This window comes from Streptomyces sp. LZ34 (assembly GCF_053890475.1).
On sequence record NZ_CM132680.1, the window covers coordinates 3,151,291 to 3,174,319 of the forward strand.

23 protein-coding genes and 1 pseudogene are annotated in these 23,029 nt (G+C 72.2%); 12 read left to right on the forward strand and 12 right to left on the reverse strand.

All coding sequences use genetic code 11. The annotated features are described in order from the left end of the window. Window positions 1–132 precede the first annotated feature (132 nt). On the forward strand, window positions 133–1,323 hold the full coding sequence (locus tag ACWY4P_RS11815) for a S1 family peptidase (protein WP_456210486.1): 1,191 nt from the start codon (window positions 133–135) through the stop codon (window positions 1,321–1,323). Window positions 1,324–1,423: 100 nt separating this feature from the next. On the opposite strand, the gene ACWY4P_RS11820 is transcribed toward ACWY4P_RS11815, so the two are convergent. From ACWY4P_RS11820 to ACWY4P_RS11830, 3 genes are all read right to left on the reverse strand, one after another. Beyond that, window positions 1,424–2,350, reverse strand: a complete 927-nt coding sequence (locus tag ACWY4P_RS11820; RefSeq protein WP_456210487.1) for a class I SAM-dependent methyltransferase — start codon at window positions 2,348–2,350, stop codon at window positions 1,424–1,426. Window positions 2,351–2,445: 95 nt separating this feature from the next. Next, on the reverse strand, window positions 2,446–3,720 hold the full coding sequence (locus ACWY4P_RS11825) for a cytochrome P450 (protein ID WP_456210488.1): 1,275 nt from the start codon (window positions 3,718–3,720) through the stop codon (window positions 2,446–2,448). Window positions 3,721–3,822: 102 nt separating this feature from the next. Continuing rightward, the gene (locus ACWY4P_RS11830) at window positions 3,823–4,128 is read right to left on the reverse strand and encodes a 4a-hydroxytetrahydrobiopterin dehydratase (RefSeq protein ID WP_456210489.1); all 306 of its coding nucleotides are present in this window, start codon (window positions 4,126–4,128) and stop codon (window positions 3,823–3,825) included. A 94-nt stretch (window positions 4,129–4,222) separates the two neighbouring features. Here ACWY4P_RS11830 and ACWY4P_RS11835 point away from each other — a divergent pair, with 94 nt between their 5' ends. Beyond that, a complete protein-coding gene (locus ACWY4P_RS11835) occupies window positions 4,223–5,026 on the forward strand; it encodes a helix-turn-helix domain-containing protein (RefSeq protein WP_456210490.1) in 804 nt (267 codons plus the stop codon). Here ACWY4P_RS11835 and ACWY4P_RS11840 read toward each other — a convergent pair. Together ACWY4P_RS11840 and ACWY4P_RS11845 are read right to left on the reverse strand one after the other, a co-directional pair. After that, a complete protein-coding gene (locus tag ACWY4P_RS11840; protein WP_456210491.1) occupies window positions 5,016–5,402 on the reverse strand; it encodes a nuclear transport factor 2 family protein in 387 nt (128 codons plus the stop codon). The two genes, ACWY4P_RS11835 and ACWY4P_RS11840, sit on opposite strands and share 11 nt — an antisense overlap. A 156-nt stretch (window positions 5,403–5,558) precedes the next feature. After that, window positions 5,559–6,341: a hypothetical protein gene (locus ACWY4P_RS11845; protein WP_456210492.1), complete on the reverse strand. Its 783-nt coding sequence runs from the start codon at window positions 6,339–6,341 to the stop codon at window positions 5,559–5,561. Between the two features lie 116 nt (window positions 6,342–6,457). Here ACWY4P_RS11845 and ACWY4P_RS11850 point away from each other — a divergent pair, with 116 nt between their 5' ends. Further along, the gene (locus tag ACWY4P_RS11850) at window positions 6,458–7,042 is read left to right on the forward strand and encodes a TetR/AcrR family transcriptional regulator (RefSeq protein WP_456210493.1); all 585 of its coding nucleotides are present in this window, start codon (window positions 6,458–6,460) and stop codon (window positions 7,040–7,042) included. Then, a pseudogene (locus tag ACWY4P_RS11855) lies at window positions 7,039–8,361 on the forward strand (MFS transporter); the annotation flags it as partial. The gene ACWY4P_RS11850 and the pseudogene ACWY4P_RS11855, both read left to right, overlap by 4 nt. On the opposite strand, the gene ACWY4P_RS11860 reads toward ACWY4P_RS11855, so the two are convergent. Further along, a complete protein-coding gene (locus ACWY4P_RS11860; RefSeq protein ID WP_456210494.1) occupies window positions 8,362–9,750 on the reverse strand; it encodes an amino acid permease in 1,389 nt (462 codons plus the stop codon). A gap of 36 nt (window positions 9,751–9,786) precedes the next feature. After that, complete coding sequence (locus ACWY4P_RS11865) at window positions 9,787–11,949, reverse strand: phage holin family protein (RefSeq protein WP_456212892.1); 2,163 nt, start codon at window positions 11,947–11,949, stop codon at window positions 9,787–9,789. A gap of 238 nt (window positions 11,950–12,187) precedes the next feature. On the opposite strand from ACWY4P_RS11865, the gene ACWY4P_RS11870 reads away from it, so the two are divergent. Genes ACWY4P_RS11870 through ACWY4P_RS11880 form a run of 3 tightly spaced genes read left to right on the forward strand, consistent with a single transcriptional unit; the run spans window position 12,188 to window position 14,336 of the window. Further along, complete coding sequence (locus ACWY4P_RS11870; protein WP_456210495.1) at window positions 12,188–12,928, forward strand: cinnamyl alcohol dehydrogenase; 741 nt, start codon at window positions 12,188–12,190, stop codon at window positions 12,926–12,928. 11 nt (window positions 12,929–12,939) lie between these two features. Continuing rightward, window positions 12,940–13,548: a hypothetical protein gene (locus tag ACWY4P_RS11875; RefSeq protein ID WP_456210496.1), complete on the forward strand. Its 609-nt coding sequence runs from the start codon at window positions 12,940–12,942 to the stop codon at window positions 13,546–13,548. Continuing rightward, the gene (locus ACWY4P_RS11880) at window positions 13,545–14,336 is read left to right on the forward strand and encodes a fibronectin type III domain-containing protein (RefSeq protein ID WP_456210497.1); all 792 of its coding nucleotides are present in this window, start codon (window positions 13,545–13,547) and stop codon (window positions 14,334–14,336) included. The genes ACWY4P_RS11875 and ACWY4P_RS11880 overlap by 4 nt, the downstream gene beginning before the upstream one ends. A 34-nt stretch (window positions 14,337–14,370) precedes the next feature. Here ACWY4P_RS11880 and ACWY4P_RS11885 read toward each other — a convergent pair whose 3' ends face one another. Beyond that, window positions 14,371–15,396 carry a dipeptidase gene (locus tag ACWY4P_RS11885; protein WP_456212893.1) on the reverse strand — a complete coding sequence of 342 codons (1,026 nt, stop codon included), beginning with the start codon at window positions 15,394–15,396 and terminating at the stop codon, window positions 14,371–14,373. A 288-nt stretch (window positions 15,397–15,684) separates the two neighbouring features. Here ACWY4P_RS11885 and ACWY4P_RS11890 point away from each other — a divergent pair, with 288 nt between their 5' ends. From ACWY4P_RS11890 to ACWY4P_RS11900, 3 genes are all read left to right on the forward strand, one after another. After that, complete coding sequence (locus tag ACWY4P_RS11890) at window positions 15,685–16,467, forward strand: MBL fold metallo-hydrolase (protein ID WP_456210498.1); 783 nt, start codon at window positions 15,685–15,687, stop codon at window positions 16,465–16,467. Further along, entirely contained in the window at window positions 16,464–17,126 is a 663-nt protein-coding gene (locus tag ACWY4P_RS11895) for a DedA family protein (RefSeq protein ID WP_456210499.1), read from the forward strand. Before ACWY4P_RS11890 ends, ACWY4P_RS11895 begins: the two co-directional genes overlap by 4 nt. Before the next feature lie 161 nt (window positions 17,127–17,287). Next, window positions 17,288–17,629: a hypothetical protein gene (locus ACWY4P_RS11900; RefSeq protein WP_456210500.1), complete on the forward strand. Its 342-nt coding sequence runs from the start codon at window positions 17,288–17,290 to the stop codon at window positions 17,627–17,629. Between the two features lie 88 nt (window positions 17,630–17,717). On the opposite strand, the gene ACWY4P_RS11905 is transcribed toward ACWY4P_RS11900, so the two are convergent. From ACWY4P_RS11905 to ACWY4P_RS11915, 3 genes are all read right to left on the reverse strand, one after another. Then, entirely contained in the window at window positions 17,718–18,488 is a 771-nt protein-coding gene (locus tag ACWY4P_RS11905; protein ID WP_456210501.1) for a 2-phosphosulfolactate phosphatase, read from the reverse strand. 334 nt (window positions 18,489–18,822) lie between these two features. After that, window positions 18,823–18,945, reverse strand: coding sequence for a hypothetical protein (locus tag ACWY4P_RS11910; protein WP_358702876.1), 123 nt, complete (start codon window positions 18,943–18,945; stop codon window positions 18,823–18,825). Between the two features lie 149 nt (window positions 18,946–19,094). Then, window positions 19,095–19,442: a hypothetical protein gene (locus ACWY4P_RS11915; protein WP_456210502.1), complete on the reverse strand. Its 348-nt coding sequence runs from the start codon at window positions 19,440–19,442 to the stop codon at window positions 19,095–19,097. 310 nt (window positions 19,443–19,752) lie between these two features. Here ACWY4P_RS11915 and ACWY4P_RS11920 point away from each other — a divergent pair, with 310 nt between their 5' ends. Then, complete coding sequence (locus tag ACWY4P_RS11920; RefSeq protein WP_456210503.1) at window positions 19,753–20,496, forward strand: XRE family transcriptional regulator; 744 nt, start codon at window positions 19,753–19,755, stop codon at window positions 20,494–20,496. 3 nt (window positions 20,497–20,499) lie between these two features. Continuing rightward, window positions 20,500–20,970: an NUDIX domain-containing protein gene (locus tag ACWY4P_RS11925; protein WP_456210504.1), complete on the forward strand. Its 471-nt coding sequence runs from the start codon at window positions 20,500–20,502 to the stop codon at window positions 20,968–20,970. A 423-nt stretch (window positions 20,971–21,393) separates the two neighbouring features. Here the strand turns inward: ACWY4P_RS11925 and ACWY4P_RS11930 are convergent, their stop codons facing one another. Next, entirely contained in the window at window positions 21,394–23,019 is a 1,626-nt protein-coding gene (locus ACWY4P_RS11930; protein WP_456210505.1) for an FAD-dependent oxidoreductase, read from the reverse strand. Window positions 23,020–23,029: the final 10 nt, after the last annotated feature.

Genomic DNA, 23,029 nt, shown 5'->3' on the forward strand with positions numbered 1-23,029 from the left:
GGGCTCGGGGCGGGCTGGCGGGCGGTCGTGCCGGGTCTGCCGCGGCGCGCAACCGGGGAGAGCGGGCAGGTGGGCGGCGCGTGTCGGACCGGCTTACGTTGACGCAAGCCCCACGACACAAGGAGACACCCGATGCTCCGCAGACACAGACCTGCCCTCACCGCTGGTTGTGCCCTCGCCATCGCCGCTCTCTCCCTGACCGCCATACCCGCCCTGGCGACATCCGCCGCGGCGGAACCCGGCCCCACGGCCGGGGCCCCCACCGGGGTCCCCACCGAAGTCCCCACCGAGATGCTGGACGCGATGCGGCGCGATCTCGGCCTCACGGCCGACGAGGCGAGGGCACGGATCACCAACGAGTACCGGGCCGGTACGGCCACCCCCGCCCTCCGCAGAAGCCTGGGGACCGCGTTCGGCGGCGCGTGGGTGACCGGCAAGACCGCCGAGCTCACCGTCGCCACCACCGACCAGGGCCGGCACGGCATGATCACCGCCGCCGGCGCCAAGGCCGTGACGGTCAGCCACAGCCTCGACGACCTCACCGCCGCGAAGGGCGCCCTGGACCGTGCGGCCGAGCGGCGCGCGCCGACGGCCACGGCCGCCGCCGTCTGGTACGTGGATGTGAAGAGCAACAGCGTGGTGGTCCAGTCGGCCGACCCGGACGAGGCCGCCGCCTTCGTCACCGCCAGCGGCGTGGACCGCGGCATGGTGCGGGTCGTGGAGTCCGCCGAGCAGCCGAAACCGCTGGACGACGTGCGCGGCGGCGAGGCGTACTACATCAACGGCACCGCGCGCTGCTCGATCGGGTTCTCGGTGACGAAGGACTCCCTGGGCGGCTTTGTCACCGCGGGCCACTGCGGCGACGCGGGCGCCACCACCACTGGCGTCAACAAAGCCGCCCAGGGCACCTTCCAGGGCTCGCGCTTCCCGGGCAACGACTACGCCTGGGTGGCGGTCAACAGCAGTTGGACGCCCACCCCCGTGGTGCTCGGCCCCGGTGGCTCCGTCGTCACGGTCGCCGGCTCCCAGCAGGCGCCGGTGGGCTCCTCCGTCTGCCGCTCCGGCTCGACGACCGGCTGGCACTGCGGCACGATCGAGCAGCTGGACACCAGTGTGCGGTACTCCGAGGGCCTGGTCAGCGGCCTGTCCCGGACGACCGTGTGCGCCGAGCCCGGCGACTCCGGCGGCTCGTACATCTCCGGCAGCCAGGCCCAGGGCGTCACCTCGGGCGGCTCCGGCGACTGCACGGCCGGCGGCACCACGTACTTCCAGCCGGTGAACCCGATCCTCGAGGCGTACGGCCTCACCCTCACCACCGGCTGAGGGCTCGGCGCGCCTCCGGAGCCCCCGCCCATGGCCCGGTCGCCCGGTGACCGGGCCACGGGCGGGGCCTGGTCACCAAAGTCCGGTCACCAGGGTCCGGTCACCGGGGCCTGACCGCCGCGTGGACGGTCTGTGCGCTCAGCCAGAACGCGTCCGGCCGGCGCAGCACACCCGCCTCGTCGTCCGGGTCGAGCAGCCGGTCGAGCGTGGCGCGGTCCGTCGCGTCGAGGCGGTCGGCCAGCCCCTCGGACAGGCGGGTGAGGTCGGCGTGCAGCAGGCGGCGGGCCGGGGCGTCGAGCGGGGCGGGCAGGTCGGTCAGGAAGGAGCGGCTGCGGGCCCCGGTCAGCCCGGCCGCCGAGAGCATGGCCGGCCAGTCCTCGACCGTCTCCTTGGCGTCGGGCAGCTCGGCCCGCATCTCGGTGTACACCTCCTCCTGCACGGCGTCGAGGCGGGTCAGCAGGCCGGGGCGGCCGATGCCGATGTCGCGGGGCAGCGCGCGCAGCGACAGCCCGCCCTCGACCAGGGCCAGCACCCCGCCGGGGCGCAGCGCGGCGGCGAGCCGGTCGACGGCTCCCTGCTGGTCCCCCAGGTGGTGCACCGCCCTGCTGGACCAGATCAGCTCCGCGTCGCCCACCTCGGCCAGCCCGTCGGGCAGTTCGGCCAGGTGGGTCCGTACGCGGTCGGCGACCCCGAGCCGCGCGGCGCGGTCGCGGGCCCGCGCCAGCAGCTCCGGGGTGCCGTCCACGGCCACCACCTCGGCGTCGGGGAAGGCACGGGCGAACAGGCACGTGGCGCCGCCGGGCCCGCTGCCCACGTCGAGCGTGCGGCGCACGTGTCCCTCATCGAGCCTGAGGAGCCCGCGCAGCCACTCGATGGCCTGCTCGACGGCGGGGGTGTATACATCCGCGCTCTGTTCGAGGAACTGCCCGAAGGCGGCCCAGTCCATGTGCGAGTGATCGCCATGGGCGGGGCCACCGTGGGCGTGTGTGTGGTCGGTGTGGGTGTGGGTGTGCTGGTGACCGGTCATGCCACGAGCCTGCTCCCGCACCGTGCGACCGACAAACTTTGTTGCCGTTTCCGCAAAGCGGGCCGCCGCATGTCCGCCGCGTGTCCCGGGCGGTACTAGCCCCCGGCGACCCGAGTGGGGGTGAAGGTGACCGGCAGCGATTCCAGACAGCGGTACCAGACGGAGTCCGCCCACTTCAGCTCGTCGGGGGCGACCGCCAGCGTCAGGTCCGGAACGCGGTCCAGCAGCACCTCGATCGCCGTCTCCGCGATGATCCTGGCCGTCTCGGGGCCGCCCACCGGACAGCCGTAGTCGCCACCGCTGAAGGCGACATGGGAGTGGTTCCCGGCGTGGCCGACGAGGCCGTCGGGCCACAGCAGCGGGTCGGCGTTGGCGGCGGCCAGGCAGAGGACGACGAGGTCGCCGGTGCGGATGCGCTGACCGCCGAGGACGGTGTCGCGGGTGGCGTACCGCCCGATGAGGTTCTGGAGCGGGGAGTCCGCCCACAGCACCTCGTTCATGGCCTCACCGATGCTGCGGCGGTTGCCCGTGAGGGTCATGGCGAAGCGCTCGTCGGTGAGCATCAGCCGGAGGGTGTTGCCGATCCAGTACGAGGTGAGCGGCAGCGCCGCCGCCATCAGCATCATCACGTCCGCGACATGCTGCTCCTCGGTGAGGTACGGGGTGCTCAGGAGGAACGTCGAGGTCAGGTCGGGGCCCGGCGCCTCGCGCTTGGCCTTCACCAGCCCCGCCACATACGCGGCGGCCCGCTGCTGGCCGGCCATGGCGTCTGTGTCGGAGACGAACGAGACGGTCAGCCCCTCCGCCAGGGCCGCGATTCCGGCCTCGTCCCCGGACAGGCCGAACACCTCGCCCATGGCGAGGGTGGGCACCGAGTAGATGTAGTCGTACACCAGATCCGCGCTACCGCTCAGGGTGAACTTGTCGATCAACTGGTCGGCGAAGCGCTCGCAGTGCCCGCGCAGCACGAAGGGGTCGATCGTGGCGAGGACCTCGCTGACGGCCGCCGCGCGCTGCCGGTGCTCCTCCCCCTCCGTGAAGGGCATCATCGGGCTGTACGCCACCCACGGCATGAGGGACCAGTCCGGCGGCACACTGTCCCAGCCGTTCCAGCGGCGCGGGTCCCGGCCGTAGGTATCGACGTCGGACAGCACCTGGCGCGTCTCGCGGTAGCCGACGACGAACCAGGCGGCGACGTCGCCTTCGAGCAGAACGCGGGCAACCTGCCCGTCGCGTCGTATCCGCCGGTAGGTCTCGGCCGGCTGCCGCCGGAACTCAGGCCCGTACAGCCGTGCGGCGTGGGCGGGGCAGCCCGGGGGCGGCGTGCCCGGTGTATTGCTCGGGTCCTGCGGTTCTTGGGGGTTCGTCACTGCATCGTCTTCCTCGGAGCGGCATTTCTGGGGGGGGCTGCCGGGAGGCTAACGAAGTGATCAGATCAGGCCAACTCCCGTATCAAATCCGCACGGATTTATCTAGGCAACGCCCTGCCCGCGCGCGATGTCCTCAATGCGGTGGGCGAGCCGGAGGTCGAGTTCGGTCACCTTGCCGCCGACGCTGTGCGTGTTCACCGAGACGCCGACCTTGTTGTAGCCGAGCGTCAGATCGGAGTGGTGCCCCAGCTCCTCCTGCGCCTCGGCGACCTCGGCCACCAGGCGGGCCGCGGCCGGGTGGCCGGGGAAGGAGTACCCGCGCACCAGCCGGTCGTCCCGCAGCGACCAGCCGGGAAGGTCCTCCAGGCCTCGCTCGATCTCCTCGTTCGACAGCGGCTCGACTGCCATGGCCCGTCCCTTCCGTCGTGACTGGTCCCACCTTCCCACGCCCCGCGCGGGCCGCACGCGAGGCGGGAGATCCATGTTCGGTTACCTTCGGGGCATGACGACTGCCGTGATTGCCCCTGGGGTGGGCGCGCTGCTGCGCGAATGGCGGGACCGGCGACGGATCAGCCAGCTCGAGCTCGCGCTGCGCGCCGACTCCTCCGCCCGCCACATCAGCTTCATCGAGACCGGGCGGGCCAGGCCCAGCCAGGAGATGGTGCTGCGCCTCGCGGAGCACCTCGACGTACCCGTACGGGAGCGCAACGCCCTGCTGATCGCGGCCGGTTACGCGCCGCACTACCCGGAGACCCCGGTGGACGACCCGTCGATGGGCCCGCTGCGCGAGGGCATGGAGCGGCTGCTGACGGGCTACGACCCGTACCCGGCCATCGTCGTCGACGGCATGTACCAGGTGGTGGCGGCGAACCAGGGCATGGCGATGCTGCTGGAGGGGGTCGCGGACCACCTCCTCCGGCCGCCGATGAACGCGATGCGCATCACCTTGCACCCGGACGGCCTGGCCCCGCGCATCCTCAATCTGCGCGAGTGGCGCGGCCATCTGCTGGAGCAGATGGAGCGGCAGCTGGCGCTGATGCGGTCCTCGCCACTGCGGAAGCTGTACGACGAGGTCAGCGCCTATCCGCTGGGCGCGGGGGGCCGGGAGGAGGCGGCCGTGGGCGGGGACCACGCGCCGTTCGCGCTGCCGATGGTGATCGAGCACCGCGGACATGTGCTGTCCTTCGTGTCCACGATCGCGACCTTCAACACCCCCATGGACGTCACCGTCTCCGAGCTGGCGATCGAGACCCTTCTCCCGGCCGACCCGGAGACGGCGCAGACCCTCCGGCGGCTCATGCCGTAGGCGCCGCCGGGACCCGGTCCAGGAAGCCGAGGACGGAGCGGATCCGGCCGTCCTCGGCCAGCGTGATCACGTCGGACCCGGCGACCGGTGCGGAGCCGTCGGCCGTCGAGACCAGCTCCCAGGTGAAGCGGGCGGTGTCGTGGTGTCCGTCGACGGTCCCGGTGTGCTGGAAGACGAATCCGGGGAACTGCTCCTGGGCCCCGGCGATGACCGCCGCGAGCTGGTCGTGGCCGCTGACCTGGGCGAGCGGGTCGGTGTAGCTGCCGTCCTCGCTCCAGGCGGCGGCGACGGCCTTGGCGCGGGCCTCGGCGTCGGTCGCGTTCCACGCCTCGAAGTAGCGGGCGACGGCGGTCTCGTACTGCGGCTGGGCGGTCATGGCAGGGCTCTCCTCGTGATGGAATCCGCTGGTGGGGCCGGGTTCCGAGCCGGAGTGCGCCGGCCCGGAACCCGATGCCTCCACCCTGCCGCCGACGGCTCGTCCGGTCGATTACCCGCCAGGTAATGGCGGTGGCCCGGCTCGGGACACCCCGGCTCAGGACAGTTCCGACCAGGCCTTCTCGGTCAGGTCCGCGACCTTGTCGGGCTGGTTGGCCACACCGCCGCCGAGCGTGCGGACCTGGACGGTGAGCCCGTCGCCCGTGCGCTGGCAGTAGCTGACGTGCACGGAGTCCGCGGTGGGTTTGGAACCGGCCGCGGTGGGCTGGTTGTACAGCACGCAGGAGACGTCGCCGAAGGTCTTGAGTTCGTCCTGCGGCTTGGCCAGGCCGAGGCGCTTCGGGTCCTGGTAGGGGACGTACGGCTGCGGGGACCGGCCACGGACCGCGACCAGCGTCACGGTCGTCTGGACATCGCTGTCGGCGTACCGCTGCACCACGGCGGCGGCACCGCCGTACGCCTCGGACAGCCGCTCACCGCTCTTGCGGTCCTCTTTGGTGATGGCGTCCGCCATCTCCTCGGCCTTGGGGACGCCCGCCGCGCGCTGGATCTCCGCGAAGGGTCTGAGCCCGTCGAGCTTCGCGGGAGCGCTGAGTTCACCGCTGCCGCCCCCGCCGCCGAAGCCCCCGCCGCCGTCGTCGTCCGAGAGCAGTACGGGTATGCCGACCGCGGCGAGGCCGACCACCAGGCCGAGGGCCGCGGTGACCAGCGGGGTGCGCAACGAGATCGGGCCCTGCCGCCGCGGGGGCGGGAGCGGGACCGCGGCGGGAAGCTGTCCCGGCTGCGGCGGGACGCCGGCGCCCGGCTGCGGCGGGACGCCGGCGGGCTGCGGGGGAAGCCCTTGGGGCTGAGGGGGCGTCGGGGGCTGCTGCTCAGTCATGTCGGCCTCAAGGTTTCTCACGAGTCGTCACCTATGTGTCGGTGCATCATTCTGGCCCAACAGGCTGGATCGTGACCCCAGTAGACACTGTCTACTCTTCCTGGTAGACAGTGTCTATGAGCGAGCAGGACACGGGGCTGCGGTCCCGCTTGATCGAGGTCGGCGTGGATCTGGTGACCAGGGAGGGGATGCAGTCCCTGTCTCTGCGGGAGATCGCCCGCCGGGCCGGGGTGTCCCACGGAGCCCCGCGCCGCTACTTCCCCACCCACCTGGTGCTGTTGTCCGCGATCGCGCGTCAGGGCTTCGGCAAACTGGCCGCCGGGGTCGCCGAGGCGGTCGGGGACGGGCGGGCGGAGCCGCGCGCCCAGCTGATGGCACTGGGGCGGGTCTACCTCGACTTCGCGCTGACCGACCGCGGCATGTTCGAGCTGATGTTCCGCCATGACCTGCTGGAGAGCGACCACCTCGGGCTGCGCGAGACCAGCCTGCCGCTCTTCGAGGTGCTGGTCGACCTGGTCGCCCGGGCGCGGCCACCGGCCGACGCCGCGCCCCAGGTCGTCGCGGGCGCGCTGTGGGCCAATCTGCACGGCATCGCCCAGCTGTGGGGCTGGGGCAGCCTCCAACTCGCGACGGCCACCGACGACGTCGACCCGCTGCTGCGCGCCGCGCTGGACGCGCACCTGGGCCCGGAGGAGCGATGAGCCCACAACACCACCGGCTGCTCACGCTCGTCGGCAGCGTCACCGGGGCCGCGATCGTCGCCCTGGACGGCACCGTGCTGACCATCGCGCAGCCCGCCATGCGTCGGGATCTGCACGCCTCGTTCGCCGCGGTGCAGTGGACCAGCACCGGCTATCTCGTCGCGGTGGCGGGCCTGCTCGTGTTCGCCGGCCGCCTGGGCGACCGGTACGGCCACCAGCGGCTGTTCGCCGTCGGCACCCTGGGCTTCGCCGCCGCGTCGGCGGGCATCGGCCTGGCGCCCGGAGTCGGCTGGGTGATCGGCCTGCGTGTCGCCCAAGGGGTGTTCGGCGCGCTGCTGCAACCGGCCACCCTCGGCATGCTGCGGGCCGCGTACCCGCCGGACCGGATCGGCATGCCCATCGCCCTGCGCACCAGCGCGATCGGGGTGGCGGCCGCGGCCGGTCCGCTGGTCGGCGGGGCGCTGACGGACCAGCTGGGCTGGCGCTCCGTCTTCTTCCTCACCGTGGCGCCGGCGCTGCTGATCGGTGTCCTGGCGCTCGTGGTCCGGATCCCGGAGCCGAAGCGGGTGCCCGATCTCCGGCTCGATCTGCCCGGCGCCCTCCTCCTCGCGGTGGCGCTGGCGTCTCTCGTCCACACGCTCGTCGCGCTGCCGGAGACCGGCCGGCCGGCGGCGACCGCGCTCGGGTTCCTCGTCACGGCGGTGGCGGGCGGCGCGTTCGCCCGGCATGCGCGGCGCACCGCGCACCCCCTGCTGCCGCCGAGCGTGCTGCGGTCGGCGGCCGTCGCCCCGGCGCTCGGCATCCTGGTGGCGGCGTCGGCCGCGATGTTCGGGGCCCTGTTCCTCGGCACGTACTTCCTCCAGGACGTGCTCGCGCTGGACCCGCTGCAGAGCGGGCTGAGAGCGCTGCCGCTGCCCGCGATGATGGTGCTGGGCGCGCCCGTCTGTGCCGTACTGCTGCGCCGGTACGGAGCCCGCCGGACGGCCATGGCGGGGATGGCGCTGCTCGCCCTCGGCGTCCTGCTGTTCTCCCGGCTCGACGAGGAGTCCACGGCCGTGGCGATCGGCGGCTGCTTCCTCGCGATCGGCGCCGGGTTCGGCGCGGTGATGGTCACCGCGACGGCCGTGATCGTGCGCCAGGCGCCGGTGGGTCACGCCGGGGTGGCCGGCGGGCTTCAGCAGACCGCCCTGAACGTCGGCCCGGCGCTGGGCGTCGCGGCGGCGACCATGCTGATGGCCCTCACCGCGAGGGGCACCACACTGGCGGTCCTGGCGGCCGTCGCCGGGGCCGGGGTGCTGCTCGCCGCCGCGCTTCCGGGGTCAGACGACGGTCTCGGCGGCCGGGGGCGCGCCGCCCGGGGGGACCGGCTCCGTGGCAGCCTCGGGGCCGGGCCGGGCGGCGGCGCGGCGGGCGGCCATGAGGATGTAGACCAGCACCCCGGCGAAGAGGAAGAGCGTGCCCTGGTACACGGCGGCGTATCCGGCGCCCGCGACCAGCCAGAAGGAGAAGCCGAAGCCGAGCAGCGCGAGCACCAGGTCCCGGGCGAAGCGGCCGGCGCGCACCTCGTCCCGGCGCCCCGACAGCAGGAAGTGGACCTGGGCGCCGGCGGCCAGCAGATACGGGACGGTCGCCGAGAAGGTGGTGATCAGGACCAGGGACTCGAAGACCCCGCCCGAGCCTGAGGTGTAGTTGAGGACGGTGAGCAGCGAGGCGAGGGCCGTGCCGACGAGCACCCCGAAGGTCGGCACCCCGCGCCGCTTGGCGGCGAACGCGGCGGGGAAGAGCCCGTCGCGGGCGGCCGCGTACGGCGCCTGGGCGCTCATCAGGATCCAGCCGTTGAGCGCGCCGACGATGGACACCACGGCGGCCAGGGCGATGAGGGTGCCGCCCCAGGAGCCGCCGAACATGGCGTCCACGGCGTCGGAGAAGGGCGCCGTGGAGTTCACCAGGTCCCGGTGGGCGACGGTGCCGAAGACCGACACCGTGCCGATGAGGTAGACCACGGCGGCGCCGACGGTGCCCAGCACGCTGGCCCGCCCCACATTGCGCTCCGGGTCGCGCACCTCCCCCGCGCTCATCGACGCCGACTCGACGCCCACATAGCTGTAGAGCAGGATCGCGGCCGCCGCCGACAGACCGCCGATCGCGCTGCCGCCGCCGGCGTGGAACGGGCCGAGGTTGTGCGGGTCGAAGAAGAAGAGCCCGGCGACGGCGACGAAGAGCAGCGGCACGAACTTCAGCACCGTGGAGACGATCTGCACCGCGCCGACCCACCGCGTGCCCGCCAGGTTCGCTAGCGCCGGGAGCCACAGCGCGAGCAGCGCCACGGCCAGGTCGGCACCCTTGGACTCGTGGCCGGGGGCGAGCACATGGACATAGCCGACGGCCGCCACCGCAAGCGCCGCGTTGCTCACCCAGGTCATGGTCCAGTACGACCAGGCGGACAGGAATCCCGCGAAGTCGCCGAACGCCGCGCGCGCGTAGACGTACGGCCCGCCGGTGCGCGGATCGCGCTCCGCCAGCCGTCCGAAGACCAGCGCGAGCGCGACCGCGCCGACGGTCAGGACGACGAAGGCGAGCAGACTGACGGTGCCGTACGGGGCGACGGAGGCGGGCAGCAGAAAGATGCCGCCGCCGATGATGTTGCCCATGACGAGCGCGGTCGCCGTGGGCAGGCCGAAGCGGCGGGCGGGGTGCGGGTCATGCATTCCGCCATGGTCAAGGAAGGTGCACGGTACACAAAATCAGCGGGTTTTGTCCGGCAGGGGCGGCGGGGCCGCCGGAGATGCTGCGGCGACATCGCCGAGGCGCCGTGGTTCCTCGCCCGGCCGCCCGTCGGCGCCCTGGCCCGCGGAGGCCGTCCGGCACGGGATCTGCGGGCCGTCCGCCTCCCGCAGCCAGCGCCGCAGCACCGCGTGCACCCGCTCGGCCCCCACCAGCTCCTCCCCCGGCCGGATGGGCGGGCTGAGCTCGAGGGGCCACAGCAGAAAGGGGCGGCTCTGTGCCCCGCCGAGCCCCCCGTGCGAGCCGATCTGCCCCTCGAAGGCGTGCACCTCGCCGGTCGCCGGGTCGTAGGCGGAGTTGACCATGATGTCGGCGGCGTTCGGAAAGCGCGCGGTGCGCCGTACGGCGGCCACGGCGCCGTGCCCGAAGGCCGTGAGCGGGCTGCGCCCCACGACCCGGCCGGTGTCGAGGTGGTGCTCGGCGCCGTCCGCGCCCAGCACCACCGCGCCGTGCCGATCGGACCGTACGAGCAGGAAGCCCACGCCGGGGTGGTCGGCGAGGGTGCGCAGCAGCGCGGGGTGGCGGCGGTCGATCTCCTCGCGGCTCATCCGTCCCGGCACATCGGGGAAGGACACCAGCCCCAGGTTGCCCGAGGCGAGCACCACCGGGTCGGACGGGCCGTGCCCGTCGCCGTCCCGCTCGGGCCTGCGCAGCGCGGCGCGCGCCGCCTCGCGCGCCTCGGCGCCGCTCGGTGTGCGCCCGGCGCGGCGGGGCACGGGCAGTGCGCAACCGGCCCGCACCAGGTCCTCCAGGGTGAGGCCGTAGGCGCCGGCGAAGGTCGGGCCAGGGCTCTGCCCGTGGTCGGAGAGCAGCACGATGCGGTAGTCGCGCGGCGCGTGCGCGACGACCGTGGCGATCAGCGCCACGCAGCGGTCGAGGCGGCGCAGCACCTGGTGGGTGTCGCGGCTGCGCGGCCCGGAGTGGTGGGCGACCTCGTCGTACGCCACCAGGTCGGCGTAGATCGCGGTGCGCCCGGACAGGATGTCCCCCATCACGGCGGCGACCACGACGTCGCGCTCCACGACGGTGGCGAAGGCGCGGATGAACGGGTACAGCCCGCCCCGCCCCACGCGTGGCGTCTCACGGCGCAGCCTGGCGCGCGCCGACTGGCCGAGCTCGCGGAAGATCTCGGCGAGGAAGGAGCCCGCGGTACGGGTCGCGTTCGCGGGGTCCCTGAAGTACGCGAAGTAGCCGCTCCGGGAGCGGTTGTGCCGGCCGCGCCGGGCGGCCACCGAGAGCACCAGGGCCAGTTCCTCGGCACCGCCGGTGAACAGGTTGCCGCGGCTGGCCCCGTCGACGGTGAGCAGCCCCTCGTCGCCGGTGCGGGCCGCGGCCCGGCGCTGGAGTTCGGCCGCGCTGGTCGGCCGGTTGCTGACGATGACCTGCCGGGTCTCCTTCTCGTACCAGCGGAAGGCCGGCACGTCCTCGGTGGAGCCGTGCAGGATGCCGAGCTGGCTGGCGCCGGTCTGGCTGGACCAGTCGGTGCGCCAGGGGGTGAGCGTATGGGTGGTGTCCACCCAGCCGGCGACGGTCTCCATGATCGGCGGCCGGTTGCCGCGGGGCCGCACCGCGTCCCGCAGCACCTCGTGTCCCACGCCGTCGATCTGGAGAAACACCGTCCCGGGCGGCTGCGGCGGCCCGCCAGTCTCACCTTGTCGGCGCCGACGGCGCCGTCGGCGGTCTGCGAGCCGCGCCAGCCGCCGGCGGTAGGCGCCGTCGTCCCGTACGGCCAGGAACGTGCTGGTCGCCGAGGACGCGGCGGACATCACGGCCGCGACCACCACGGCGGTCTCCGGCTCGGCGGCGCCGCGCCCGTCCGGGGTCAGATTCAGCGCGATCAGCAGCAGCGAGCCGTTGAGCGCGAACACCAGCAGCCCGAGCACAAACGCGGGCACCAGCAGCAGGGCCCGCACCAGCAGCGGCCACACCAGCGCGCTGAGCAGACCGAAGGCCCCGGCGCCGCTCGCGGCGGTGATCGCGACACGGGTGGTGCTGTCCCCGTCGGCGGACTGCAGCCGGAAGTCGGGGAGGATGCCCGCGAGGGCCAGCATGGTGAGCGTGGACACCGCCCACACCGCGATCACCCGCAGCAGGGCCGCGCCCACGGTTTTCCAACGGGGCATCTGCACGCCGCACTCACCTCGTGTTCCGGGCCCGCTCGGCACTCGCGGGCCGTCCCCCAGCCTGTCACAGCGGATCTCGGGCCCGGCCGGGGTCGTTTCTCCAGCCGGGGTCGTTTCCCTATAAGAATCTCGTTCATTGATATGGACACGCCATGCGCACAGGCCTACCGTGACTCTTGGTCTAGACCATGATCCATTCAGGGGGACATCAGGAGAACGGAACACTGGAGGTGATCACATGCCCGCGTTACGCATCAGAGTGGGAATCGCCGTCGCCGCGCTCGTGGGAGCGCTGACGGGCCTGGCATCAGGGGCACCCGCGACGGCCGGACCGGCCGCCGCGCCGACCGTGCCCGCCGGGTCTGCCGTGCCCGCCGGGTCTGCCGTGCCCGCCGTGCAGTCGCCTACGGACGGCTGGCAGCAGAAGTCCTTCAGCTACTCCATGCACAAGCCATGGAACCTGGACGTGAACGAGCGCTACAAGTACGACTCGGGCTCCAAGACACACACCATGTGGGTGTACTCCACCGACGAGCCGCTGGAAGAGGGCAGCTCGACCGATCCGCGCACCGAGATGCGCTGGAAGCAGGAGTACACCTCGGGCAAGCACATGTGGGACGCCGACGTGTACATCCCGTCCGGCACCAATGGCGCGGACTTCATGCAGATCCTGCGGGTCAAGCACCCGTCCGGCACCCCCGCGACCGACATCATGCTGCGGGTGTCCAGCGAGAACGGCGGCACCGTCAAGCGCTACACGGACCAGGTCATCAAGGCCGGCGTCTACAACAAGTGGTGGAACCTGAAGGTCGCGCACGACGCGGACGCCGGACGGATCCAGGTCTACGCCGACGACCAGCTGGTCCTGACCGTCGACGACCGGGGACCGGCGACCCGCCACTTCAAGAACGGCGTGTACCACCACGGCAGTGGCCGGGCCGAGGCCCGCTTCCGCAACATCCACTATTGGGTCAAGTAGAGGAGCGCGAGATGTCGGGGAAACACCGCGCGATCGCCGCGGTTTCGGCCGCCTGCGGACTGCTGCTGACAGCCGCGAACACCGCCCACGCCGAGGTCGAGCCCGGCGGCTGGACCTCGGAGTCCCCCTCGTTCAAGGTGCAGGAGCGGGGCTGCGGTCAGGTCGACGACCTGACCTTCAAGCTCACCTGCTCCACCGCCAGCGGGGACCAGCGCGCCGAGCGGCGGTACGACACGTACACCGGCGGCACCCGCCAGTTCGAGGGGTACTTCAAGGTCACCAGCATGGGCGGCACCCGGATCAGCCTGAAGCAGACGTTCAACGACACGGACGGCGACGCGGGCCCGTACTTCATGCTGGCCGTCGAGCGCGGCGGGCGGCTGTACGCCGTGCACGGCGGGGACACCCTCTCGGGCGCGGGGACCGTCGGCGCGACGGTGCGGGTGAACACCGTGCACCAGGTGGGCAAGGAACACCGCACCTACATCAACGGATCGCTGAAGCACACCGTCGACAGCCCCGGCGGCAGCTTCTACGACAAGTTCGGCGCCTACCGCACCAGCAGTGGCAACGGCCCGGCCACGGTGGTGTGGAGCAACGTCAAGTTCTGGCGCAAGTGAGCGGCGCGCTCCGAGCCCTGGCGGCGGCGGTCCTCGTCGTCGCCGGCCTGGCCGGCTGCTCGTCGCCGCAGCCGGCCGGGTCCCCGGCCCCGGCCCGCTCCGCCGCATCGGCCACCACCTCCGCCACCACCTCGGCCACCGGCACCAGGCTCACCGCGACCCTGACCTCGCCGGTCGACATCACTCTGAGGTGGACGGGCACGGAGCCGGGGGCCGCCGGGCGGATCGTGGAGTTCGCGACCGAGCCCGAGGGGCCGTACACGATCCTGGAGTACGTCCCGCTCAACCAGACCTCGTACAAGCACCCCGACCTGATGCCCCGGACACCCTTCTACTACCGCGTGCGCCCCTACTACGGGCCCGTCTCGCACCCCGTCGAAGTGCGGCTGCCGAAGGGGAAGTTCACGGCGAAGGAGCAGCAGAACGACCACGAGTGGGCGCCGCCCCGGACGCTGCGCCAAACGGCGGTGCGCACCGGCTCCGTCAGAAACGCCGCCACGGCCCGGGCGGCCGCGCCCACCGGCCTGAGGGCGACCGTCATGCACGCCAACGGCATCCGGTTCACCTGGACCGACCACGCCTCCGACGAGCAGGGCTACCTGCTGGAGGACCGGCCGCGGGGCGGCGACCGCTTCCGGCCGGTCGCCGTCCTGGACCCGGACATCAACTCCTTCGGCCTGATCACCCTGCCGAACGAGAAACGGGCCGCGTATCGGGTGCGGGCCTTCTCCTACGGCAAGGGGTCCAACGTCGTACACCTCAGGACGGGAGCCGCGCCGGAGCAGTGACGACCGGTAACGAGCAGTGACGAACGGTGACGGCTCACGCGGGGCGGCCGAGCTCCTTGCGGAACAGCTCCAGGACGTTTCCGCCGAGGATCTTGAGGATGTCGGCCTCGGGAAGGCCCCTGCGGACCAGCGCCTCCGTCACCAGGGGCAGGCCGCGGGGGCCTTCCAGGCCGGGCACCACCAGCTCGGCGTACTCCAGGTCCTCGCAGCACGGCGGGCTGGTGTCCGCGCTGACCTCCTTGATGAAGTCGGGCCCCAGGCCCACCCGGTCCACGCCCGCGACCCCGGCGATATGCAGGAGGTGATCGGCCAGCCGGTCCACCGTGCGCTCGGCGGGGTCGGTGGCCAGGAACTCGCCGAGGAAGTTCACGCACACCATGCCACCGGTCGCGACGACGCCCCGGATCTGCTCGTCGGTGAGGTTGCGGTGGTGGTCCAGCAGGGCACGGGCCGAGGAGTGCGTGGCCAGCACGGGCCGGGTGGCCAGCTCCAGCACATGGGCGACGCCCGAGGCGCCCAAGTGGGAGACGTCGAAGAGGATCCCCAGGCGCTCCATCTCCGCCAGCGCCGCCACCCCCGCCTCGGTGAGCCGGCTGCCGGTGGCGTCCTCACCGCTGCCGTCGGCCAGGGCGGTACGGCCCCAGTGGGCGATGGACGCCATGCGCACCCCGAGCCGGTGCAGGGTCGGGATGAGCTCCACGTTCGCGTCCAGCCCGGGGGCGCTCTCCAGCGCCAGGACCAGCGCGATCCTGCCCTCGGCCAGGGCGCGGTCGATGTCGTCCCCGTCCAGGCACAGCCGTACCTCGTCCGCGTTGCCCTCGGCCAGGGTGTGCGCGCACTCGATCATCCGCAGCGTCTCGCGCAGCGCGCCCTCGGGGCGGAACTGGTCCTCGATGAAGACCGGCAGCACCTGCAGATCCACCCCGCCCGCACGCAGCTGGGGCAGCCACTGGTCGCGGAAGAAGGAGGCCCAGCGGCGCGGCGGGCGGGCGGCGACCGCGATCAGCAGGTCGTTGTGGGCGTCGGCGACCACCGCGCGGCGGTGGAGTTCCAGGTCCAGGTCCAGGGACACGTAGGGGCTTTCCTTCGCGGTCGAGCTGTCACGAGGCGGGGTCGGGGCCGGGTTCGGGGCCGGAAGCGGCCATGGTGCCGTACGGGTCGGGCGCCGGGCCACGGAATATCCGGCGGGACAACGAGTGGGGGCGACAGGGCACGACCGGCACGACCACGCTCATCGGGCCTCGTGTCATCGAGGGAGTGCCGTTCAACCGCCGTCGTGCGCGGTGAGAGGATGCAACGAGCACATGCGCCCGCCGCGTGGGCGGCACGACGAGGAGGGAGGCTCCGAGTGTCGGTGGAGATCACCTGGTGGGGGCATGCCACCACCACCGTGCGGGACTCCGGCGTGCGGGTGCTGACCGACCCGCTGTTCGTACGGCGGCTGGCGCATCTGCGGCGCCGCCGGGGGCCCGTGCCGCCGCCCGCCGCCGCGGTCGCCGATGTCACGCTGGTCTCCCATCTGCACGCCGACCACCTCCACCTCGGATCGCTGATGCGGCTGCGGCCCGGCACCCGGCTGGTGGTGCCGCGCGGCGCGGGCCGGGCCGTGCCGGGGCTGGGGCAGGTGGCCCGGGCACGGGAGCTGCGGGTCACGGAGGTGCGGCCAGGCGAGGAGATCGCGGTGGGCGAGGTGCGGATCCGCGCCGTGCCGGCCGCGCACGACGGCAGACGGCTGCCGTACGGGCCGAGCCGGGTGCCCGCGCTCGGCTACGTCCTGCGGGGCGAGTCCACAACGTACTTCGCGGGCGACACCGGGCTGTTCGACGGCATGGCGCGGGCGGTCGGCGACTGCGACGTGGCGCTGCTGCCGGTCGGCGGCTGGGGCCCCTACCTCGGCCACGGCCACCTCGACGCCCACCGGGCCGCCCAGGCGCTGGCCCGGCTGGGCGCGCGCAGCGCGGTGCCCGTGCACTACGGCACGTACTGGCCGATCGGCCTCGACTGGGTCCGGCCGCACGAATTCCACGCGCCCGGCGACGACTTCGTCCGGCACGCCGGGCGGCTGGCCCCCGACGCGGTGGTGCATCCGCTGCGGCACGGCGAGTGCGTACGGCTGGAGACCGCCAGATGACCGGTGACGTACTCGACGGGCTCGGCGAGCTCGCGCGGAGCGTGCCGCCCGAGTCGACCCAGCAGGCGGTGGGCTATCCCTCGCTGTTCCTGCTGGTGGTGGTGGGCTCGCTGGTGCCGGTGGTGCCGACGGGCGCGGTGGTGAGCTCGGCCGCGGTGGTGGCGACCCACCAGAGCCTGCCGCCCCTGTCGCTGCTGGTCGTCTTCTGCGTGGCGTCCTTCGCGGCGTTCCTCGGGGACATCACCCTGTACTGGCTCGGCCGCCGCGGCGTCCGCTCGAAGAACGGCTCCCGCTGGCTCGCCCAACTCCACGGCCGCGCCGCGCCCGAACGCCTGGCCCAGGCGCGGACCCGCCTCGACGAGCACGGGGTGGCCGTACTCGTACTGTCCCGGCTGCTCCCGGCCGGGCGGATCCCGGTGATGCTGGCCTGCCTGCTCTCCCGCATGCCGATGCGCCGCTTCGCGCGCGGCGACGCCCCCGCGGTGCTGGCCTGGTCCGGGACCTACGCGCTGATCGGCATCCTGGGCGGGTCGCTCTTCGCCAGGCCCTGGGAGGGCGTGGCCGCCGCGGTCGCCCTGACCGTCCTCGTCGGCACCGCCCCCGCCCTCTGGCGCCGCACCCGCGCCCGCCGCCGCGCACACGGCGAGGCGACGGGCTGATCCGGTCGCCGCGCACCACACGGCCTTGGTGCCCCAGCAGAGCGACTCGTCGTCGAAGTACCACCAGCAGGACATCCAGCCGCACAGCCAGGGTTCAGCGGCCTCACGCAACTGGCAAAGAGCCAACCCCGTATCTCCCGCACGTCAAGCAAGGAGCTGTCTTGCGCTATCGCGGATTGATCCTCGACTTCGGTGGCGTGCTGACCACCCAAATGAGGCTGAACGGAGAAGCCTTTGAGAAGTCCGAAGGGCTCGAACCCGGCGCCTACTTCGTCGCGCTCGGACGCAACCCCGAGGGCGTCCGCGTCTACGCAGACCTGGAGGTCGGTCGTGCGACACAGGAGGACTGGAACCGGGTCATCGGCAAAATTCTCGGTGTCGACAGGCTGGGACGCGATGATCCTTTCCGAACTGGAGCAGGTCAGGAAGCCGTCCCCCATCATCTACCAGCGGTGCCTGGACGCGCTGGGGCTGACCGGCCCCGAGTGCATTTTCGTCGATGACCACGCCAAGAACCTGCCTCAACTGCTGCCCCCGCTCTGGGCTGGGTCCGGAGACCCTTCGAGAACGCAGCGCCCAGCCCCGGCCCAGCTATTGCGGGGTCGTGTCCGGCGAGCTGATGAAGGCCCCGTCGGTGAGCACGGGTACGGTCGCGGAGGCGTTCAACTCGACCGCGACGGCCACGTCCTCAGCGAACCCGCCCTCGGCCAGTTCGATCCCCGAGGAACAGGCGGCGACGGCAGCGGCCACGTCGAGGGTCTGCGCGAAGGAGGACCGTGCGGCGGCTGCCTCGGGGGCCAGCGGGCCGACGCCGTGCGACTCCAGCTCGGCGATGATCGCCCCGGCCCCCAGCGCGTCCTCCAGCGCGGGCCGCAGGGATCCGTCCGGCCAGCGCTCCCCCGCGGCGATCACCGCGAGCGGCCGTTCCGGGCTCCCGTAGCCGCTCCGCACCAGCCATCGGCCGACGGCCGCCGCGTTCCGCAGGCAGCCCGCCACCACCGTCGAGCCGCCCGCCGCCGCGGAGATGGCTGACCCGTTGGGCGAGGGCAGCACGAGCCGGGGAGTGAACGGCGCCCGCCGGAGCGCCGCCGGGGAGAGCGACCAGGGGGCGGCCGCGGTGGCAGCCCGCCGGCCCACGGCCAGTTCCGCGCCCTTGTCCCGCGCGAAGGCGGTCGCGGTCTCGTCGCGCCAGGCGTACGGAATGACCCGGGTGCCCGCCTCGACGGCGACGCTCACCGAGGTCGTGAAGGACAGCACGTCGACCACCACGAGACAGGCCACGTCCGGCGCGAGCCGCCGGGCGCCGATGGGGCCCCACTCGAATCGGACTCCGTAGCCCCGCTGCAGAAACCAGTCGCTCATGATGGTCGAGTCTGACACCGATGGGATCAACAGGGCCGAGGTCGCGTCAGGAGATCAGTTGCGGCAGGTGGCCATGAGGACACCGCACGCCGACTCGCCATCCCCGGCTGTGCCGTGCAGCTTGCCTTACGGCACCGGACCGCCGCCCGCGCCAACACGCCATTTCACGTGCCGTCGCCGCTGACAACCCCAACCGCATCGCCCCGAGCCGTCCGCAGCCGTAGCTGCTCGCAACCCCCTGCCCTACCACCCACGTTGCCGAACCAAGGGCGCGGGTGGTCCAGCATCGCTTATGAGGTTGTTGTGTGTGGAGCCCGACCAGGTTGGGCAGCCCTCAGTACCGCTGTCGGCCGCCGGGATAGTGGATCGGCTCGCGGCATTCCGGCGCGTCAGCAGGAGCGGGCTCGTTGCCCAGCGCGTAGCACAGGGCCGCGTGCAGTTGCTCCGCCTCTGCCACCGTCAACACCAGTGAAGCAAGGGCGACGTGCTGCCCGGAACGGACGACGTGAAGTGGCAGCGCAAGGTGACCATCCCTTTCACGGCGCAGACGCCGCCCCGGCACGGGCCCGACCTGCCACCCTTCTGACCCACCTGTCCGGGGTCGGCTCATTCGCACGCCCCCTTCTCAAGCTTCGGGTCATCGTCCAGGTCGTCGTCCGGGTCGCTATCGGCACAGGCGGGCAGCCGCCCGCCCCGACTCTCGGCGACCCGCAACGCATCGCGCAGCGCCTCACTCAGGCACTTCACGAGGAACCGCAGTTCCCCCGTGCCAACCTTGTGATCGCCGAGCATCTTGCCCGCATGGCCGAGAAGTTCGGCCCCCGCCTTGAGCTGAACTGCCTCCATCTCATCGGCGAGCCTCGCCAGACGACTGTTGCCGTCATCGTCCGTCACGAGATAGCAGCGCTTCCCGGCCGCGCTCGGCCACGGCAGCAGACGGGGCCGCGTGCTCATGACGCCACCGCCTTCGTCGGCGTATCTGGGCACCGGACACCTGGCCGGATTTCGGTGGCCCGGCGTCGACCTGGAGCGGGCAGCACCAGCTCTAACAGCCGTTCCACGAATCAAGCGATAGTCTTCCTCACGTTGACGCTCCTCACAGCGTTGACCGCGCTCCCGGGCCGCCTGCAACGGTCGCGGGAGTGTTTTCGCGATCATCGCGCTGTGATCAGGACGTAGGAACCTCCCGTAAACCCCACTTCGGGACGTCCCACATCGGGTAAAACGTCCCTAGTGCCGTCCCGACACGTGGGGAGAGACTCTGATGCCGAACGAGAGGCTACGCGCCGCCATGGCAGCCGGAGGCTGGACGTATGCCACCCTCGCCGCAAAGGTCGAGGTGGATCCCAAATCTGTTGAAAGATGGGTCAATCTGAACCGCACGCCGCGACGCACCACGGCCATGGTGACAGCGGAAACGTTAGGAGAAGACGTGCACGCCCTATGGCCAGCGCTCCGCCAAGCGCGCGCCGCCCGCGCGGTCAGTCCCGAGCTCGTGGCGCTTTACGAGCAGCGCGCGGACATCCCGGTATCCGCGTTCGTGGAGATGCTGACGCAGGCCCGCGAACGGATTGATGTACTTGTGTACGCCGCCGTCTTCCTGCACGAGGCGTACCCCCGCCTGAACGATCTTCTACGGGAGCGAGCCGCCGAAGGCTGCGCCGTGCGTATCGCCGTTGGCGACGCCGACAGCCCCAACGTCCAGCAGCGCGGCCAGGAGGAGAAGTTCGGCCACGGCATCGAGTCACGCTGCCGACTCGCCCTGATGCACTACCGGCCCCTGCTCGACACTCCGAGCATCGAGGTCCGGACGCACGGAACGACCCTCTACAACTCGCTCTACCGTGCGGATGATCAACTCATGGTCAACGCCCATGTCTGGGGCGTGAACGCGTACGGCGCACCCGTCTGGCACCTCCGCCGACACGACGAGGGCGGGATGTTCGACACCTACGCCCAGAGCTTCGACGCCGTATGGGCGACGGCGACGCCGGTGCAGGAGGGGTGACCCATGGCGCGGACCGAGTACTACGACGATCCCGACGCTCCCGGGCCGAACAGCTTGGTTGTCGCCGCGTCCGCCGTCGTCACCGACGAGACCGGGCTCATCCTGCTCCAGCGTCGCCGGGACAACGACCTCTGGGCTCTGCCCGGCGGCGGCATGGAGATGACCGACTCGCTACCGGGAACAGCGGTCCGCGAGGTCAAGGAAGAGACCGGACTCGACGTAGAGATCACCGGACTCGTCGGCACGTACACCGACCCACGCCATGTCATCGCCTACACAGACGGCGAGGTCCGCCGACAATTCAACGTATGCTTCACCGCCCGCATCGTCGGGGGTCAGCTTGCGATCTCCAAGGAGTCCACAGAACTCCGGTTCGTCCCGCCGGAGGAGCTTGCCGATCTCCCCATGCACCACACCCAGCGGCTCCGACTCCGCCACTTCCTGGAACACCGCGACCGGCCGTATCTCGGCTGACCCCGTGCACCCGGGGCGTGCCTCATCACCGCAGATCAGCGCGCCGCCCAAGGCACCGAGAAAGACATACTCTCGCGGACGGCTTGCGAGGGAGTCACCAACGTGACCCTCTTCAGGCAGGCCGAGGACGAGCGGTTGGTACGCATCGAGTGGCACCGCGAAGGACGCGCGTTGCGTGTCGAGTGACGTGCGCAATCCGGGCTTCCCTGCGAATGCGCGGCTTCGTTGACTGAACCGACTACTGGCGGTGCCGCTGAGCGGCGAACCAACGGACAAGGTTCCACGCGCGCCTGATGCGCTCGATCTCCGCCTCGGGGGAAGGCGGTGCCACGGCAGGCCGTGCTCCGGGCTCAAGCCGGCTGCGGGCCCGGCCGGCGCGAAGTCGCAGCGCGGTCGGCCGGGCCCGCCCGGATCGGTCGGGCGTCAGCGGCAGAGGACGGATCGGAGGACGTCGGTCAGGACCCGCTCCGGCTCGCGCTCGGCGTTCTGTGCGCGCCAGGCGATGAAGCCGTCGGGGCGGACGAGGACCGCGCCTTGGGGGGTGGTGCCGTGGAGTTCGGTCCAGTCGGTGCCGGGGTCGGGGGTCAGGTCGTGGGTGGGGTCGGGGCCGAGGCGGTAGGCGGCGAGGGGGATGTCGAGGCGGTCGGCGACGCGTAGGGCGGCGCCGTGCCAGGCGGCGCCTTCGGGGCCGGTGAGGAGGACGCAGCTGCGCTCGTAGAGGTCGAGGGTGGACATGCGGACGCCGTCGCGGTCGACCCACAGGTGCGGGGCGCGGCTGCCGGGGTCGCCGGTGGCGGTGAAGCGGTCGGGGACGACGGGGGTGGCGGGGTCGGCGCCGAGGACCGCGTCGGAGGCGTAGCGGTAGCCCATGGCCACCGCGAGCACATCGCGCTGCCGGCCGGTGGACGGTGGTGCGGTGTAGCCGGGGTGGTTGTGTTCGGCGGAGCGCGCGGCGGCGCGGGCGCTGGTGGCCACGGCGACCGGCTGGCGTTCGGCGCCGTAGGTGTCCAGCAGGCCGGGGCCGGCCCAGCCGCCGAGGACGGCGGCGAGTTTCCAGGCCAGGTTGTGCGCGTCCTGGATGCCGGTGTTGGAGCCGAAGGCGCCGGTGGGGGACATCTCGTGAGCGGAGTCGCCGGCGAGGAAGATCCGGCCGTCGCGGTAGCGCTCGGCCACCCGTTCGGCCGCGTGCCAGGGGGCCTTGCCGGTGATTTCGACCTCCATGTCACGGACGCCGGTGGCCATGCGGATGTGTTCGGCGCACCGCTCGTCGGTGAAGTCCTCCAGGGTCTCGCCGGTCTCGGGGTGCCAGGGGGCGTGGAAGACCCACTGTTCGACGTTGTCCACCGGGAGCAGCGCCCCGTCGGCGGCCGGGTTGGTGAGGTAGCAGGCGATGAAGCGGCGGTCGCCCACCACGTCGGCGAGCCGCTTGGCGCGGAAGGTGACGCTGACGTTGTGGAACAGCTCGCCGCGGCCGGTCTGGCCGATGCCGAGGCGCCTGCGTACGGAGGAGCGGGGGCCGTCGGCGGCGATGAGGTAGTCGGCGCGCACCACGGAGGTGCGCCCGGACTCCCGGTGCTGGACGACGGCGGTCACCCCGTCGGCGTCCTGCTCGAAGGAGATCAGTTCGGTGGAGAAGCGCAGCTCGCCGCCCAGTTCCTGGGCGGTCCGCAGCAGGACGGGTTCGAGGTCGTTCTGACTGCACAGGCACCATCCGGAGGGGCTGAGCCCGCGCATGGCGCCGCCCGGGTCGATCTCCCGGAAGAGCCAGTGGTGGTCCACTCCGGTGAGGGATTCGGCCTGGAGGATGCCGTGGTTGCCGGCCAGGACGGACGCGGCTTCGTGGATCGCGGACTCCACTCCCGCGGTCCGGAACAACTCCATGGTGCGGAGGTTGTTGCCGCGCCCGCGTGGGTGCGTGGAGGTGCTCGCGTGTTTCTCCACGAGCAGGTGTCCAACGCCCAGACGGCCCAGGAAGAGTGAGGCGGACAGTCCCACCAGGGATCCGCCCACGACGAGTACTGGCACACGCTCATCGACATGGGGATTCATCTCGCTGCTA